The organism is Candidatus Hodarchaeum mangrovi, assembly GCF_975850365.1.
In genome coordinates this window covers 1-17,389 of record NZ_CDLCQJ010000021.1, presented here as the reverse complement: position 1 = coordinate 17,389, position 17,389 = coordinate 1, and the positions used below count along the sequence as shown (strand labels likewise).

Below are 17,389 nucleotides of genomic sequence, written 5' to 3'. Positions count from 1 at the left end.
ACACTTGATGAGGTTTTAATATGGGAATCGAGGAAACACTGAGAACTATTGAACAATTAACAAAAGAAATGATGGGAAGATTTGGTGAAATCACTTCATCTTTAAAAATAATGGTTGCTTCGATTGGAGATCTTAAATCAACAACTGATCAATTATCTCAAGAAATTCAAAATACAAGAATAAGTGGAACTTTACAGAATTCGATTCAGACATTACCTCAGATCATTCAAACCCTAGAACAATCTATTTCGTCATTTCAGAAGGCATTTGAATCTCTAGCTAAAGAGACACGAGACGATCTGAAGTTTATTAAAGTTAGTTACGTGGAAGATGTCGTTGGAAATATGCGAAATCTTTCTTTACAAATAAGTGACATGGTGAAGACCTCAACAGAGAAAACAAAGGAACAATATGAAGCTAGTATAACTAATTTTCTAATGATTAATGATGCATTGCAGCAAATTGAAAGTGGATTGAATTCGTTGCTCGAGAATCAAGCTGACCAACTCGCTACCGTTGGAGAGCTCCGAGACCGAGTAAATGCGATCATTCAAGTAGAATTATCATCTCTAAGAGATCGAATCGTTATTTATCTAGAAGCCTCAGTAAACGAGCTAAAAACTTCCGTTTCCGAACGAATGGCATTTCAAGATGAAAGTTTACAAAGACTCACAACCTCTATTGAAAGAATGAATCAAAATCTTTCCGCATTACCGCCAGTAATTCAACAAGAAATTGACACTGCGGTTCAAACGAAAATCAATACTCAACTAGATAGCATGGAAAAAGAAATGAAGAAGATGACTGCCTTTATTATTAAATCACAGCGTGAGAAAGAGAAAGTATGTCCACATTGTGGGAAAAAAATTAATTAAGGCAAGAGTAAAGCTTAATATAGGGAAAAATCTTTCTATATTTTTAATATTATCACTATTCTAACAATTTCTAGTAGAATGGGTTGATATTTTAGATTCTAAATGTATAAGAATATAACAAAGTTAAAAACATTTAGAGTTAAAACACAGTTTTCAATAGAATCATGATGCAGTTTAAACGATATGAATACGTTCGAAATTATAGACATCAAACATCCCCTTAGAAGTTAAAAATTGAAAAACTTTCAAAATTTGAGAAGCTTTTTCTTCCCCAAACCATTCTAAACAATCACTAAACGATACCATACTCCTTTTATCTTCCATATTATTTAGTAATCGGTCAAATTCTTCAATAGGGATATCTCCAAGGATTTTAAGAAATTGAGGAAATTCACGATAAAAAGAATAAATTTTTTCTCCACGAGGAGTTATTTCAAATAAAAGTGTTGAAGGAAACTTGAGATATTGATTTATAGAGTCAAATTCCTGATGATAGATTCGTGACATTTTATCTCGAAAGAATTCTGAAGAAACCATTGTTCCCACACCTGAGAACCTGCTTTTTTGAAAAATCGGATCTTTTAATTCATCAGAGTACGTTTCCTCAAATTTCTGAACGAAACGATAAAGCTGATTGCGAATGGTAAATTCTTCTTTCTCCTTATGTTCTTTATCAAGAACCACAATAGCTATTGCAATAACGCCTTTCTTTCCTTCTTGAAGGATCATAGAAGATCCTTCACCAAAACCAACATCCGAGAGGGCTCCTCCTAAAGCTTCCTTTCCGAAGCTAGTCAATGCCATAATCAAAGACCCAACCATGTCTTGATCTTGTTCTGTAGCTCCAAAAGACTGATTGTAAATAGTTAAACCCGTATCAGTGATTAAATAAACTGCTCTTAAACGGACCATTTTGAGCGTACCTCTATTAACATAATCTCTTAAAACTCAAAGACGATAATGCAAAAGGTAGATGCATTGATCGTTTTAACACTATTCTATTTGAATATATAAGAAATTTGTTATACTTAATAGAATATTAATTGATAATAATCTATATTGAGAGATGATAATTACCTTTGGATTTTCCCGCAATTATACTTACTGCAGGTAAAGGAACACGTATGTTTCCTTTTTCCCAAAAATATTCTAAACCCTTATTTCCAATACTAAATAAACCCCTAATTGTTTATTCAATTGAACAGTTAATAGCAGCTGGTTTTTTAGAGATAATAATTGTTATTAATAAGAATGAGAAAATAATTCAATCCATTTTATCCCAATACTTTCCAACATTAGACATAAAATATGTTATTCAATCAGAAGCGCTAGGAACAGGTCATGCAGTGCTTCAAACTAGAAATTATTTCACTGCTGATAATTTTCTGGTACAGGCAGGTGATTCCTTGTTCTTTCAATCCACTTTAAGAAAAATGAGGGAGAAACATGTTTCAGAAAAAAATACACTCACACTTTCGTTAGAAGAGATGTCCTTCAAACTAATGAGGCATTCATCAACTGTTGATTACCGCGAAGGTCAAGTTTGGAAAATAAAAGAAAAACCGGAAACCGAAGCAGAAATATTAAGCAAATATAATTCTTCTGCATTATATATTTTCTCAAGATCTATCTTTAATACCCTTCAAAACATTAATAGATCAAAAAGGAACGAATATGAATTAGCTACAGCAATTAATGCCATCATTAATAAAGGAAAACGAGTAGGTGGAGTATTAACAGAAAGAGTATTTCATTTAAGTACACCTTATGATTGCTGGTATTTAAATATGAAATTCCTTCAGGAGCAAGGTGAAAAAATGAATTGGATTGGGAAGAATGTAAATATCGCTGTTACATGTAAAATTGAAAGTTCAGTTATTGGTGATAATTGTAAAGTCCAATCTGGTGTTAACCTACGAAAGTGTGTCGTACTGCCAGATACAATTGTGAAAGAAAGCTACACAAATGCGTTACTCCAGTTTGAACATCATCAAAGTTTCCTAGAAAATACTGCTTTCCTTTAATTGAAACAAATGTAATTCGTAAAAAAATAAAACTACGACTTACTATCTAGTTATTCTTTTATTAAATTTAAATAGTAATAAGTACCTGTCTTAAATGAAGACCTAAAATTCTTCTTATTTGGGGTTTGAATGACTACTGCAGTAGCAAAGCTTCTTAGGCTTTCAAGGAGTAAAACAACCGGAAATGTCATAATTGCATTCTCCTTAGTTATAAGTTTCGCTCTGTTCATTAATGGTTATATTAAAGGTATCTCATCGACATTAGAATCTTTGATCATATTAGGAGGAGTGCTTGTAGGATTTTTCTTTTCCATTTTTGTTAATCGGCATATGAGAAAACCATTTTTTAATGAAATTAACCGATACATAGAAGAATTAAAGTCACGTCGTTTTTCAATTCAACAGGCGTCAGTCCAGGCCGAATTAATTGAACCTCTTCAACCTTTGACCTCAATAAATACTATTCTTAGTGAATTAAATAGTATAAGGCATGAGATTGAAAACCTAGCCAAATTAACATCTGAAGAAGCATCATTAGATAATGCTCCTATCCAGAATGAAGAGATCCAAACAGAATTTAGAAAAATATTACAGACTGCAGCTCAAGCTCTAGAAGAATTAGACCAAAAACGAAAAAATATTCTATTCTTAGCAAAAACCAGACAAATCATGTTTACTACTATCAAAAGGCATATAACACGACCACGACATGAAATAGAATCAGATTATTTATTTTTTAAACTTCAAAAAAGTATGAAAGGATACCCATTGGATGAACAGGTCTTTACTCGAATATTATCACATGCATTAGCTACTGGTGAATTAGAAGGGGGATTCGAGCCACGAGGGAATGGAGAATACATTCTCACTGTAACTAAAGCTCCTCCAGGGGTGAGAATCGATGAGGACGTCTCTTGGCCTGAATCAACAAGAACTGACCCCCGAAGAGAACAATGTGTTATTTGTCGTCATCCTATCCACTCTTCTGAGGCTAAAGTCCAATGTCAAGTATGCCAAAATTCATTTCATAAAAATCACTTATTAGAATGGTTAAAGGTCTTTGGAGATTGTCCGATTTGTCATAATCGAATGGCAATTCTTAGTGATTAATAAAGTGTGATTTTTAGTATATGAATAAGTTAATTTTATTAGTTATTTTAGTTTGAAATTAATTTCAAAAAGTATTTATTAATCTCAGTGTATGCTATTCAATTAAGAATCTGAATGTTAAACTAATAAAATTGTTGATGATCAAAAACTATTTATCATTATTTGTGTAGGAAATCCCATGGAGCAACATTTGAAAAAATAAAGGGGTAAAAATTAGGTTGAATCCTGATGAATCAGTAGAATTTAGGGAGCTAAGTGGCTTAGATGAACTTGATACCCAGCTAAAGCTTTACCAAATGGGAATAGAATCCTTTAGTCCATATGCTAGTAAGGGAAAAGTTGATATGATCATCCGATCAGAGGATGGGGAGGAAGTCAGATATGCAGATATCAAGGTTTGTACAGGTAAAAAAAGTAATAATGAGTTTGTTTGGGAACTTGAAATTTCATTTTTTTTAAATAATCAAAGTTTCATAATTTTGACTGCAAGACTACCAACTGTACAAGAAAAAATAGAGAAACATTATATTATCTTAGATTCCAAAGATTTTCTTAAACTATCCCAAATACATAAATTAGAAACTCAAAATGATAAGTGGATCCTAAAAGTCCCCTTCAAGGATCTATTATCACTAACCCATGAGAAAAAATCCACTTCAACAAAAATAGTCAATAGTTTAGCAGAACACTTCAATAATTGGAATATCTTAATTGATTGGTCAATAAAAAAAGAAAAAGAAGTGGACTAAACATAGAGCCCACGTCGTGGCCCAACTATCTCTTGATCTGAAACTTGGCGATTGCGCTCAGCAAGTTCCAGCATGGATTGCTGAATCTGTTTAGCGTCTGATATTAACTTTGATGTGTCAATAGAAAGATCTTTGACTTTGTTAACTGCTTCAATTAATTTCGCGGCACCACCAGGATCAGGATAAGGTGTATTAATCGCTGCAAGTAGGGTTAACCCTTGAATTTGAGTTAGTAAGGCTTCATTCATAATGGCACCTGATAGTCCAGAAATAAATCCAGTATGAGGTTTTTTAAAGTTATGTTTGACGAATTCTACATTTTCCTCATAAATCTGGGGTTCTCCAACCAAAAAGACATCATCAAATTCTTCAATAGGTTGTTCAACAATAAATCCATCTAAACAGATCACTTGTTTAACTCCGAGACTAATAGCCCACTCAAGCATTGCATGTGCTAGATAATAGTAAGCCTGAGGAGGACAAGGTGATTCTCCAATCAAAATAGCTAAATTTTTATCTTTAGAACCATAAATTCGATAAGGATAAGCTAAAACTCCATCAATAAATACCGAAACAGGAGGGATTAATGGGGATCTAATAGATCCAATCCATTCAAGCTTAAGCTCCTTTATCATGTGTTTAGCAGCAATATTTCCAACCAATCCATGACCAGGAAAACCTACAATGACATATTCAGGTTTAACATCAGTTGTACATTCACAAACCGTCTTATCGGGATCATTTCTTAAAATTAGTTCAGATGTTTTTGATTCCATTTTTAAACCTCTTTTTAGAAGAAAATCAAGAAAATATAGACAAAAAATCTAATAATCCAAGTATTTAATCAATATATCAAATATCTTTTAATAAGATTTTTCATCAATAAATCAGACTCCAAGAAAAGAATGATTTAATATTCTAATTGATAAAGATTTGGGGAAAAAGAATGCCTCAGAAGGATTTCAATTCCTTTCTAAAACGTGTAAAAGAAATTTCACACCTTCTTTCACAAAAACGAAGGTTATTTGGATTTATAACCGTTCTAGTTGGAATTCTCCTTTTGATGGTATTCATAATCGTATTAACACCATACCTCTCAATTCCCCAATTTTTATTTGAAGAGGTACGGATAACACGAATTGATGATAACTCACTAGATTTGAAATTAAATTTAAATTTTACTAGTGTCGTTAAACAGACAGTAAAAATTGAAAAAGTAACTTGTAAATTAACTCATATGGTGGGGAAAAACTCAATCTTATTAACAACGGGAAATTCATTATCATCGTTCACTATTAAAAGAAATACAGTCATCTTAGAGAATATTAGTTTTAGTTTTACTCTAAACTCTCTTGAAACCTTTTTAGAAGCAATAATCAACAAAAGTGCTATAGAAATAACAGGAAGAGTTTATTTCACGTCATTTTTCTCTATACCGTTCAGATATGAGTCATGTTCATTAGGAGAAGACTTTTTTCCAAGCTTTACTTTAATACATCTTCATCCCCTATCACCGGGAAATCGTTTAGCAACCGAAATGAAATTGAATAATCCTCATAACATCGATTTGAATATTTTAAATGGCTCTTTTAACTTGGTTGAAGAATCATATGGGTTTTTAGGGTCAGCTATCCTTCCTGATATAAATTTAACACCAGGTCTTACACAAATTTCTTTCATTCTAAATATAAATCAATCTGGACTAAAATGGATGTTTGAACAAATACTGAATGATAGACCTTTTAATCCTAAGGTTCAAAAATTAAATCTTATCCTTAAAGTGAACATTAACACGTTGGATCTTATGGTGGAGGAAGGACCAGATTTTAAAATCGGTTTACCTGCCAATATTTTCTATGTAAAAGAAATTAGCTCTCCAATATATTCTCTGAGTGAAAATATATTTAGTTTCGACTTAACACTTGGATTACTAGGAGATCCATTATGGGGGTATAATTTAACAACCATTGGAAATTCTACATGGTCAGTTGTTCTTGATTTCTACCATTATCTCCTTGATGGGGAAATTGGTCATGTTGGAAATGGAAGTACAAATTTGAAAACCACAATAAATTATTTTGAAGAGACGAATATTACGGTGAAGATTGTGGTTTTTCCTTTTGTTGCAGGAGAAATGATCTTCGTATGGTTAAGGGATCAACAAATCTCGATAAATATTAAGAACGGAATAATAGGAATACAAATGTATGAAATAATCTTAGAAGTTCACTTCAATAAGAATCTATAAGAGGGAATTAATAATCAAAAGTGTCAGAACTCTCATAAACACGACATCCCTGAGGACCAATCTCAAAAGGAAAAGTCGATTGTTCTTGATTTAATCCACGCATTTTGATAACCTCTATTGACCGTTCACGATTCCTTCCGATCTTCTTATGGTAAATACGCACCACACCATAAGCAAGGAACTCTTCAACAGTAAATGCTTCTTCGCTTGAACCCAATTCAAGTGTTGCTAAAGAAACGGTTTTTCGACCTGCTAACATTCCAAAAAATTTGTGCAGTTCACGACGCATAGAAAAGTTATCCTTAAAAAGAAAAGAAAACGCGTTTAGAGGATCAATCATTAATCGAATAGCCCCAGTACTATCAATAGTATCCTGCAGCTGATCAATCATAAAATTTAAACTAGGACCACCATCTTTCATACCCTGTTTATGGATTGAGTAGAGAACATTCGTTGCTGAATAATCTAGAATAGTAAGAAGTTCTTCACGTTCAAAGAATTCTAGATCCCATCCAAAATTGCTCATAGTAGTCAAAACGTGAGAACGAGGCTCGTTCATGGTAACTAAAATACCGGGTTCTCCCTTGAGACAGCCCTGAACAACGAACTGAGTAGCAAGAGTAGTCTTACCACTACCGGGTCCCCCTGCAATGACTATTACCCATCCCAGAGGAAATCCTCCTCCTAAAATAGCATCTAAGCCTTCAATGCCTGATTGAATAAGTTCAATGCGGTTAGACATAATCAATTACCTTTCAGTTTGCTTTTCGTCTTTAAATATTTCTAACTCTCGTTCTAAAAGCCTAACCTCACTAAGAGATAATGTTTCTGGCGATAATGTCAGAAGTAAATTTGAACCTTGGATTAATACTTCATCACGTATATGCTGAATAAATCGAAGAACAGGTTTGAAATCATTTTGCATAATAAGATATTCAATACCATCAAGAAGAACGATTGTTGGAGAGGAAGCAGCTATAAATTGTTGAACAATATGCGAAATTCCATTCAACTGAACAGGATCAAGAGTCATATTATCCTTCTGGCGAGTAAGCCAGTAAATTGGAATCTGCTCAAGTTGAAAATCCTCTTTGAGATGAGGAGGATAACAGCGGGAAATACAAAGACCTTTCTTCTTCTCAGAAAGAACTTTTTTAAATACTAAAAACGCTTTAGATGGCTCCTCAAACTCAAATAAGTAAGTAACACCTTTCCGAAGAAGAGAGGGGGGAGTCGGAGGTGTAGAGCGAGTCTTCTTAGGAGTCTTCCGTCTAGGCAAATGAGTTTCCTCTCATAACTATTATGATTAGGAAGTTTTTGCAGGTCTTAATCATGTCATCCAATGTAGATGACATGATGAACATATCATTACAGGATGGATTAAACCAAAGCGGTCATCAATGGTGCTCCATCAGCTAAAGGATTAAACTATCAAATCCTCATTGAGACACTCCTCAAAGAAGCATAATGTAATGCTCTTGAATGATCCAAAGTGTCTCAAGAGAGTTGTTGAAATGCATAGACATTTTTCTTAAATTATCTTACCCAGTTAAATTATTGATTCTCGTTTGGGGGGATAGGACCCGAGAACTATCTGATTATCAAAAATATATTTACTCAAGGAAGATAAAAACCTAAGTATTTATTAGGAAAATAAGAAATGAAAGTTATAAAAAATCACTCCTAAATACCTTAATAGAAGGATATATTGGATGAAAAAACAGTGTTTAACCGGAAAATACTTATTCTCATAATTATAATAAGCTTCTGGACAAGCATCGTAAAAGCACAAATAACATCCGATTGGGGGGATGTTGTAGATGTTAATTATTCATTATGGGAAGATGCTGCCCATTCAATACCTGTATCAGGTAATATTGATCAAGATCTGACCTATATCTATCTTTCTGCTTCCTCAACAGTACCAGAAAATATTCTAGACATGTTTCCCCAAGCTAATGCTAATTATATTCAAAAATTTAAGGAAGCACTGATTGGATTGGCAGTTAATGAACAAAAAGATTTTGTTATCCTTAAAAAAGATCATCCATATGAAGATAGGGGAGATTTATTCTATCAAGTTAAATTGTTAAAAATCCATTATGATGCGTCAGAAGAAGAATCATCAGGGACAACATCAACTACCACCCGAACCTCACCAGTAAATGATCTCTTTGCACCAATCATAATTATTGGAGGAGTAGTTATAGCAGGGGTGTTATTCGCTATCTTCACAGTCCGAAGCTCACGACAAACACAGAAAGTACTCTCAAAGGAAAGGAGCAGTAGTGTGATTCGTGAAACTGGGATCCGTGAGCAAAAAAGTCAATTGAAAGAACTGAGAGAATTGACCGAAAGCTTTGGTGAAAAGCCTGAAGCACCTGAGAAAGGAGAAGTAAAATTCCGTCGACGACGATGAGAGGAGAAATGCATTTCAAATATTTAGGCTAATAAATTTTAAATTTAATTTATATACAGTTTATGAGGAACATAAACAATATTATTTTCTGTTTTATATTTCTAAAACTATAGAAAAATGGAAAGAACTTAAAAGATACTTGAAAAGAAGAAAAGAAGTTAAATCCCCCCAACAGAAGGAGCTATAAATGAATTACCTATTAATACATCATAATGTCCTGTTGTTTATTTGAATCATTTACAGCACTTGAGGAGAGATCAGGAGCTAAAATCCGTAATAAATCATTACGTGTCAACAAAAAAATACCTATTTTCTCTGCTAAATAACGAGCAGGGTCAGAAAAAACATTAGCAATAATTAAAACTTTTCCTAAGGAACGATTATCCTTTAAAACCTGCTCTGAGCGAATAATAATGTCAACACCAACAGCCCGTTTCCAATCTTTAATAATCACCCCAATAGGATCATCATTAGACCCATTCTGTATAAGAAGATTTAGACGGCTGTCACTAAGACGATGAAAATTACGATCGACAACCAATCCACGTTGCCGACAGTACTCTAAGGTTAATTCTTCTAATTCTAATAATTCTATATTATTTTTCATAAAAAACCCTCAATAAATCAAATATAAATATAATCTCCACCACACCAATAGAAAACAGGAGGACTGACATTATTCCTCAGTCCTCCGAGATAATAAGAGAGCAGCTGGTTCAAGAGCAAAAACCTTGTCCCTAAGATGATGATAAACAATAAAAATCTCCGCAGCAAATGCAATCGGAGAATCCCATTCAAACGTTAGTAATTTAGAGCGATAATCCTGCGGATGTTTGCCCTCCGAGAGAAGTTTAGATAATAATAATGGTTTTAGATGATAATTCATTGTTGATAAATTAACAAGAAACATATCCGCAAGTTCAGAATTACGTAAACCATCAACACGTGCATCAGAGAAAAAATTTCGTGCGCGATATTGTTCGAATAGAACAGCAGCTAGAATTTCTTTGCGTTTTGGAGTCAGCATCGCAATAAACGAATCAGATTCATCTTCAGAGTCAATCGATTCAATTAATTGTTTAGCAACTGAAAAATGATACTCCTCAAGAATACGGGAAGTGAGAGATGCAGTCAATTTATCAGTACCCTCAAAACGCTTTAATAAAATCAAACGATCAAGACAGACCTTGGCAAGAAATAAAGCAAGATGAGGTAAGCCAAAACTGTTCTCTATGATAAGATCAAGAGTTTTGGAAGAAAAAAGCTCAAAGGGGGAACGAGCACCAGCCATACGCTTAAGAAGCAAGTCACGTAATTCAAGCCGAGAAAAAACAGGATAAAAGAAAAAATCTGAAAAATAACTGAATAAATACTGACGTAAGTCAGGAGAAAGGCTAGCTAAACCCAATGAACTCATCAGACCAACAAATATGAATCCATGAGGAAGTCGAGAGTTTAAAGCCTGAAAAAGTTCACTGAGACGAGGAATAGCAAAAGAACCAGTCAGTGTTAAATCAATGCCATCAACAAAAAGAATGATGGGGGTAGTAAAAGAAGCAAGAGACGTAAGAAAGCGATCATAATTAATGGGGCTAGCATCCGAAGAAAGAATTTCACCATCCAAATTAAACGGTGCTTGCCAAGAGAAAAGATCAACATAAACGGATTTAAAACCATGTAAATCTATTTGATCCCAATTACGAGTAAGAAACTGAACCATAGAAGACTTACCCGAACCACGTAAACCATGTAAAAGGAGATGACGAAATGGAGACGATGAATCAGCCTGAAAATGACTGAAACAACAGGCTCCTAAGGTCTTAACTAAATCCGAAAGAACCATATCCCTTTCGATAAATAGATTCTCGCCAAAGAGATCCCGAGGGGAGAGAAAAGGATCACGCTCAAACCCAAAAAGCTCATAGGAGGACTTACGATGAAGCTGACCAGAGGAACTACGCCGAAGATCATCGCGAAGCTTTTGGAAAAGCGATTTTTTTTCTGACATGAATGAAATACCCCAGAGAAGGGACGCCAAGACATTGGATAGGAAGATAACCGAAATTGAAGTGACCCTCAAAAGGGGAAAACGCAGGAAAGAGCACATGATGGGGAAAGATCGGCAAAGGAAGGAGAAAGAGCAAAAAGCTCGAAAAATTGACTAGATTGATTAAACTCGGAGAGAGAAGGTGCTACCCGGAAGAGGGAAGATCACTAAATCACATAATTTCAAAGCATTCTAGTTATTAATAAACCTTCCTAAAATCAAAGTATTTAAATAAAAATGAAATGCAAGGAAATTGCTTTATTCATATGAAATAAAGCTTCTACGGACTTTTGAAAGCTTTCGAACTAAATTCCCCGGCAGGAACGGGCATTACCCGGTTAAAACGGAAAGAGTTTTTAAAGTAAAATTATAAATGAGTTATGAAGACAGAATGCAATCCGATGAATTTGATTTTAGTTTCTTATGGGTTTTGTCAAAAAAGGAGACTATTTATATACCTAAAGCCTTAATACGAAAAATTCCATTTAAAATTGGTGATTTAGTACGAATTTATACTACTTCAGGCGCTATGATCACTTCTATAATCAGTAATAATTTTGTGATCTATCTACCGAAAAAACAGGTAGACGCACTTCTATTAGTCCCAGGCGATCTTGTTCGTGTTGAATGGCAACCTCAGCTCTCTCAGGAGTCCGAAACCATTCCTCCTTTACCTGATACTGATTCTCTTAGTTCTTAAGGTCATTTCTTCCGATATTACTAGTTTTATTTTCTAAAAATTTTATTTGTCTTCTTTATTTTTGATCCTTTGGTTAATATAGGAAGAATAAAAAAGTATTCAATGATTTATTTGCTTCTTCAATTTAGTGAAGAATGAAAAATTAATAAAATTTTGAATATTACAAATTACTGTTATCCTATAAGAATTGATATTATCCTTTACCATAAACAATATTTAAATATTTGAGAAATCATTTTCTTGAATTGGTTGATGAACTATGAAAAAATCAACTTATTCTAGAATTTTATTGATATTTAGTATATTAATGCTTACACTTGCTTTATCTGGCTGTACAACCCCAGCTGAAGGTAAGTTAAAAGCAGGATTCATCTATGTAGGACCAATAGGTGATTATGGCTGGACTAACGCACATGACGTTGGTAGACTCTTTGTAGAAGATAAATATGACTGGTTAGCGACAGAATACCTTGAAACCATTGGTGAGGATATTGCATCAGTTAAAGAAGCAGCTGATACCCTTATAACAGTTAAGGGATGTGATGTGATTTTCACCACTTCTTTTGGATTTATGGATGGAACTATTGAAGCTGCTGCAGAACACCCAGACACATTATTCTTCCATTGCTCTGGTTATAAGCGAGCTGCTAATGTAGGAACGTATTTTGCAGATCTATATCAAATGTACTATCTAAATGGAATGATGGCAGGTTATTTATCTAATACAACGAAAGCTGGATATGTAGGTGCTTTTCCAATACCTGAAGTTATTCGTCATATCAATGCATTTACATTAGGTATGAAAGCGACCAATAATGATTCGACAGTCGAGGTTACTTGGATAAATTCTTGGTATGACCCCACAGCCGCTACTAGTGCCGCTAATGCTCTTATTGGCAAAGGAATTGACATATTGGCTTTTACCGAGGATAGCCCAGCAGTTATGCAGGCAGCAGAAGCAAATGACGAGGTTTATGCCTTTTCACATTATTCACCTATGCAGGATTATGCCCCACAAAGCACTATTTCCGGACAATTAGTTCATTGGGAGATCATGTATGACGAAATATTATCTAAAGTTCATGATGGTACTTATAATTCTACTAATTTAGCTAATGTTGATTATCTATGGTTCTTAAAAGAAGGAGCAGTTGAATTAGGTGGTGATTTTGATGTACCAATTAATCCTATATTTGTTCCTGAATTACAAAGTATTACGGTTGACTCAACTACTGCCTATAATTTTATCATGAATAGACATGATCAAATGGAAGCTGAGACATTCTTCCCATTTACTGGTCCGATATATGCCCAAAACGGAACTCTTATGTTTGCATCTGGGGTACAAGCAACGATAGCTGACTTATTTACTTATATGGACTGGTTTGTTGATGGTGTGATTGGTTCACCTTAGTAAAAATCATTAACCAATCCCCTTTTTTTTACATATAAAATTAAATCAATGAATTATTTGTTCAGAAAATTAGTAGATTAAAATACTGCACAATTAAAATTTGGTTTAAAAGCCATAAATTATACAGTGAATGATTTTTTATTTCATTTTATTTTTTTTATTTTCATACCCCCTCGGGATTTAAATCCCTTTTAGATTTTTGATAATATTGTTTGTGATTAATGGCTGGAGTTAATAATATGGATCTAGTTTTAGAAATGAAAGATATTTGTAAGACTTTCTATGGGGATGGCATTGTTGTAAAGGCTAATGACCATGTGAATTTTACTCTGAGGAAGGGGGAAATCCAAGCTTTATTGGGTGAAAATGGAGCAGGTAAATCAACATTGGTAAATGCCTTATTCTTTCCTCCCGATTCTGGTTTGATTCTAATTAATGGGAAACAAGTCGACCTAGACAATCCTTTAACCGCAATTAAGAATTATAAACTATCAATTGCTCGTCAAGATCTTTCAAAATCTCTAATTGAACGCCATACTGTTGCTGAAAATATTTTAAGTTTTTCAGAAGGCTTTTTTCTTTCATTAGCAGAAATCGAACGTGAAATTAAGAAAGCATTACAAAAATTTGACTTGGGAGACATTAATCCTAAAGCAAAAGTCTGGAAATTATCAGGGGGAGAAAAACAACGGGTAGAGATTCTTAAGGCATTGATTACTAATCCAGATATTTTAATTTTAGATGAACCGACATCTATGTTAACTCCACCCGAAATAAAAAATCTTTTTAATTTATTATATGATTTAAAATCGAAAGGGGTGTCAATTGTAATTATTACACACCATCTTGAAGAGGCCATTAGTTTCAGTGATAGAATTACTGTTCTTCGACATGGAAAAGTTGTTGAAACACTTGAAACTGTAAAGCTGAGAAGTCAAAAAGAGAATCAGAATGAAGCTATAAGATATCTTGCCTCTTTAATGGTTGGAAAAGAAGTTTTATATGATTTACATAAAGAAATTATTCATTCAGGAAATATTGTTACTGAAATAAAAGACGCCTTTGTAAATAACGATATGGGTGATACTGTTGTACATGGAATAAATCTTCAATTAAAAGCTAATAGTATTCTAGGTCTAGCAGGAATTTCAGGTAATGGACAAAGAGAATTAATTGAAGGTTTATTTAGATGGCGGAATTTAGAAACAGGAAAAATAATAATACGGGGAAAAGACGTTACAAAAAAGTCAATAAATGAAGTCAGGAAGCTTGGTGTAGCTTATATCCCCGAAGATAGACAAAAAGCCCTAGTTTTTGACTTATCGGTACAAGATAATTTGATGCTAAATTCTTATAAAAGATCACCCTCAATTTTTATAAAAAATTCAGAAATTATTTCTGAAACACAAACATTGATCAGAGAGTATAATATTAAGACAACAAGTCCACTCTCATCTGTTAGAAGTTTAAGTGGAGGGAATCGGCAAAAAGTTGTTGTGGCACGAGAGTTTTCTCTTAGAAAAGGGAAGGATTTGATATTGATAGCTGAAAACCCTACTTTTGGATTAGATGTAGGAACTACCCAATTTGTTCGTGAGGAACTTTTAAGAAAACGCACTGAAGGAGCTGCTATTCTTCTTGTATCAAGTGATTTAACAGAAATTATGAGCCTCTGTGATGAGATTGCAGTAATCTATAAAGGTAAGATAATGGGTGTAGTGGCTAGAGAAGAAACAACTAGAGAAAAAATTGGATTAATGATGGGGGGCGCGAAGATGTCGAGCTCAAAGGAAGTGCTAGCATGAAAATTTTTAATACAGAGGTATATTTTCAAAAAAGAATAGAACCTATAATAGGAATTAAAACTATATTCATCAGAATCTCCTTTCTATTATTAGGATTAGCTATTGCTGGATTAATTTTTCTAATCAATGGAATAAATCCTGTACAAGCATATTATGATATGATACAGGTTAATTTATTACTAATTCCAAATACAATTGCACGATTTATCCCCCTATTAGCAATTGGAATTGGATTGGCTATCCCATTTAAGGCTAGAGTTGATAATATAGGAGCCGAAGGACAATATGTTATTGGAATGTTAACTGCTACTGGCACAGCCTTTTTATTTCCTGATTTACCAGCAATTATTCTCATTCCAATTATGTTCATTAATTCATTTATATTGGGAGCAATTTGGGCTATTCCAGTTGTCCTATTTCGTGCAAAAGGAGGATTTCAAGGAGCAGATGTAGTTGTAAGTTTCTTATTGGTTTTTCCTGCATTATATTTAATGGAATGGTTAGTTAGCGATCCATGGAGGGATCCAGAAACAGGTTTCACCTATAGTTCTTTATTACCAATTAATGCGCGATTACCCAAAATTCCAGGTACACCTATTTATATTTCAATTTTTTTGGTTCTCGCTATTACATTATTGGTATATTATTATTTATTCAGAACCATAAATGGGATTCCTAAAACAAAATTAGGGTATGAAATAAATGTATTAGGTAAAAATCCTCTTGCTGGTCGAATTGCAGGAATGAGTTTTTTCAAGGTGATACTAATCACAATGATCTTTTCTGGAGGGATGGCAGCTATTGCTGGTGCAGGTGAAGTTGCAGGTAACTCATTACGATTAGGTGTAAAAAGTCAAGGTTATGGTTTTACAGGGATCGCTGTAGCTTATCTTGGAGGATTAAATCCTTTAGGCATTATTGTAAGCGCATTATTCTTTGCTGCGCTTAAAGTAGGAGGTTTAGCCCTAACTGGTATTCCTTCTACTGTTTTGCAATTATTTAGTGGAATTATAATCTTCTTTGTTCTCTTAAGCGAATTCTTCTTTCGCTTTACGCTAAAAACAAGGAGGTCAATCTAAATGGTAAATACTATTCTAATGTTGAATTCGATTGTTGCTGCAGCAACTTTTTTCCTTGTACCTACGCTTGGTGAGATTTATGCAGAGCGATCCGGAATTCTAAATCTCGGAATAGAAGGTATGATCATTGCTTCAGCTGCCTTCTCATATGCAGTAGCTTATACTACTCAAAATGTATGGATTGGTGTACTCTTTGGTATGTTATTAGGAGCTGTTCTTTCTACGATTCATGCAGTAATATCTATTACCTTTACAAGAACACAAGTTGTTTCTGGTATTGGATTAACAATACTTGGAACAGGATTAAGCGGTATTCTTGGTCGTGGAGTTATTGGAAAAGCAATAGACACGTTAGAAAACGTTAACATTCCAATATTAAGTGAGATACCATATATTGGAGAAATATTTTTCGAACACCCAATAATAGTCTATATATCATATCTTCTTGTCCCAATCTGTTGGTTTATTCTATATAAAACAAGAATAGGTATTTTGATTCGATCTGTAGGAGAAAATCCTGAAGCTGCGTACAATCAAGGTATTAATGTTAATCTTATTAGATATTTATGTGTAATTTTTGGAGGAATGATGTCAGGACTAGGAGGAGCATATTTATCACTAGGTTATCTTAACTTTTGGTCTGAAGGAATGACACAGGGAAGAGGATGGATTGTAATTGCCTTAGTTGTTGTTGCTTTGTGGAATCCACTTGGAGCATTTCTCGGGTCTTATGTATTTGGAGCCTTTGATGTAATGCAATATTATTTTCAGCTACTCCTGCCAACCCCAGTCTTAAAAATGGCTCCTCATCTCTCTACCATACTTTTCCTCGCAATATGGGGACTAATTTTATCAGGAAAGAAAGTAAAAAGTATTGTAGGTGCACCTACTGCTCTTGCTGTTCCTTTTGAAAAAAGTT

General features: G+C 33.9%; 17 protein-coding genes. 11 read left to right on the top strand and 6 right to left on the bottom strand.

Annotated elements, in window-relative coordinates; genetic code table 11:
* The first annotated feature begins 20 nt into the window (after positions 1-20).
* Positions 21-875, top strand: a complete 855-nt coding sequence (locus tag ACWVCY_RS02945) for a hypothetical protein (protein ID WP_455140196.1) — start codon at positions 21-23, stop codon at positions 873-875.
* Positions 876-1,049: 174 nt separating this feature from the next.
* Here the strand turns inward: ACWVCY_RS02945 and ACWVCY_RS02940 are convergent, their stop codons facing one another.
* The gene (locus ACWVCY_RS02940; protein WP_455140195.1) at positions 1,050-1,787 is read right to left on the bottom strand and encodes a hypothetical protein; all 738 of its coding nucleotides are present in this window, start codon (positions 1,785-1,787) and stop codon (positions 1,050-1,052) included.
* Positions 1,788-1,954: 167 nt separating this feature from the next.
* On the opposite strand from ACWVCY_RS02940, the gene ACWVCY_RS02935 reads away from it, so the two are divergent.
* The 3 genes from ACWVCY_RS02935 to ACWVCY_RS02925 all read left to right on the top strand — a co-directional run bounded on the left by ACWVCY_RS02935 (position 1,955) and on the right by ACWVCY_RS02925 (position 4,758).
* Positions 1,955-2,899 carry a sugar phosphate nucleotidyltransferase gene (locus tag ACWVCY_RS02935; protein WP_455140194.1) on the top strand — a complete coding sequence of 315 codons (945 nt, stop codon included), beginning with the start codon at positions 1,955-1,957 and terminating at the stop codon, positions 2,897-2,899.
* Positions 2,900-3,028: 129 nt separating this feature from the next.
* Positions 3,029-4,009, top strand: a complete 981-nt coding sequence (locus ACWVCY_RS02930; RefSeq protein WP_455140193.1) for a hypothetical protein — start codon at positions 3,029-3,031, stop codon at positions 4,007-4,009.
* A 218-nt stretch (positions 4,010-4,227) separates the two neighbouring features.
* On the top strand, positions 4,228-4,758 hold the full coding sequence (locus ACWVCY_RS02925) for a hypothetical protein (RefSeq protein WP_455140192.1): 531 nt from the start codon (positions 4,228-4,230) through the stop codon (positions 4,756-4,758).
* Here the strand turns inward: ACWVCY_RS02925 and ACWVCY_RS02920 are convergent.
* A complete protein-coding gene (locus ACWVCY_RS02920; protein ID WP_455140191.1) occupies positions 4,755-5,534 on the bottom strand; it encodes a proteasome assembly chaperone family protein in 780 nt (259 codons plus the stop codon). The two genes, ACWVCY_RS02925 and ACWVCY_RS02920, sit on opposite strands and share 4 nt — an antisense overlap.
* A gap of 170 nt (positions 5,535-5,704) precedes the next feature.
* Here ACWVCY_RS02920 and ACWVCY_RS02915 point away from each other — a divergent pair, with 170 nt between their 5' ends.
* A complete protein-coding gene (locus ACWVCY_RS02915; protein ID WP_455140190.1) occupies positions 5,705-7,006 on the top strand; it encodes a hypothetical protein in 1,302 nt (433 codons plus the stop codon).
* Between the two features lie 7 nt (positions 7,007-7,013).
* On the opposite strand, the gene ACWVCY_RS02910 is transcribed toward ACWVCY_RS02915, so the two are convergent.
* On the bottom strand, positions 7,014-7,748 hold the full coding sequence (locus ACWVCY_RS02910) for an RAD55 family ATPase (RefSeq protein WP_455140189.1): 735 nt from the start codon (positions 7,746-7,748) through the stop codon (positions 7,014-7,016).
* Positions 7,749-7,754: 6 nt separating this feature from the next.
* On the bottom strand, positions 7,755-8,285 hold the full coding sequence (locus ACWVCY_RS02905; protein ID WP_455140188.1) for a DUF835 domain-containing protein: 531 nt from the start codon (positions 8,283-8,285) through the stop codon (positions 7,755-7,757).
* Positions 8,286-8,714: 429 nt separating this feature from the next.
* Between ACWVCY_RS02905 and ACWVCY_RS02900 the strand changes: the two genes are divergently transcribed.
* On the top strand, positions 8,715-9,425 hold the full coding sequence (locus ACWVCY_RS02900; RefSeq protein WP_455140187.1) for a hypothetical protein: 711 nt from the start codon (positions 8,715-8,717) through the stop codon (positions 9,423-9,425).
* Between the two features lie 199 nt (positions 9,426-9,624).
* Here the strand turns inward: ACWVCY_RS02900 and ACWVCY_RS02895 are convergent, their stop codons facing one another.
* Positions 9,625-10,032 carry a restriction endonuclease gene (locus ACWVCY_RS02895; protein ID WP_455140186.1) on the bottom strand — a complete coding sequence of 136 codons (408 nt, stop codon included), beginning with the start codon at positions 10,030-10,032 and terminating at the stop codon, positions 9,625-9,627.
* A 69-nt stretch (positions 10,033-10,101) separates the two neighbouring features.
* Entirely contained in the window at positions 10,102-11,433 is a 1,332-nt protein-coding gene (locus tag ACWVCY_RS02890) for a hypothetical protein (RefSeq protein ID WP_455140185.1), read from the bottom strand.
* A gap of 412 nt (positions 11,434-11,845) precedes the next feature.
* Between ACWVCY_RS02890 and ACWVCY_RS02885 the strand changes: the two genes are divergently transcribed.
* From ACWVCY_RS02885 to ACWVCY_RS02865, 5 genes are all read left to right on the top strand, one after another.
* Entirely contained in the window at positions 11,846-12,172 is a 327-nt protein-coding gene (locus ACWVCY_RS02885) for a hypothetical protein (protein ID WP_455140184.1), read from the top strand.
* Between the two features lie 259 nt (positions 12,173-12,431).
* Positions 12,432-13,586, top strand: coding sequence for a BMP family ABC transporter substrate-binding protein (locus ACWVCY_RS02880; RefSeq protein WP_455140183.1), 1,155 nt, complete (start codon positions 12,432-12,434; stop codon positions 13,584-13,586).
* Positions 13,587-13,825: 239 nt separating this feature from the next.
* On the top strand, positions 13,826-15,391 hold the full coding sequence (locus tag ACWVCY_RS02875; RefSeq protein WP_455140182.1) for an ABC transporter ATP-binding protein: 1,566 nt from the start codon (positions 13,826-13,828) through the stop codon (positions 15,389-15,391).
* Complete coding sequence (locus tag ACWVCY_RS02870; RefSeq protein WP_455140181.1) at positions 15,388-16,470, top strand: ABC transporter permease; 1,083 nt, start codon at positions 15,388-15,390, stop codon at positions 16,468-16,470. The genes ACWVCY_RS02875 and ACWVCY_RS02870 overlap by 4 nt, the downstream gene beginning before the upstream one ends.
* A partial coding sequence (locus ACWVCY_RS02865; protein WP_455140180.1) for an ABC transporter permease occupies positions 16,471-17,389 on the top strand: 919 nt, incomplete at its 3' end.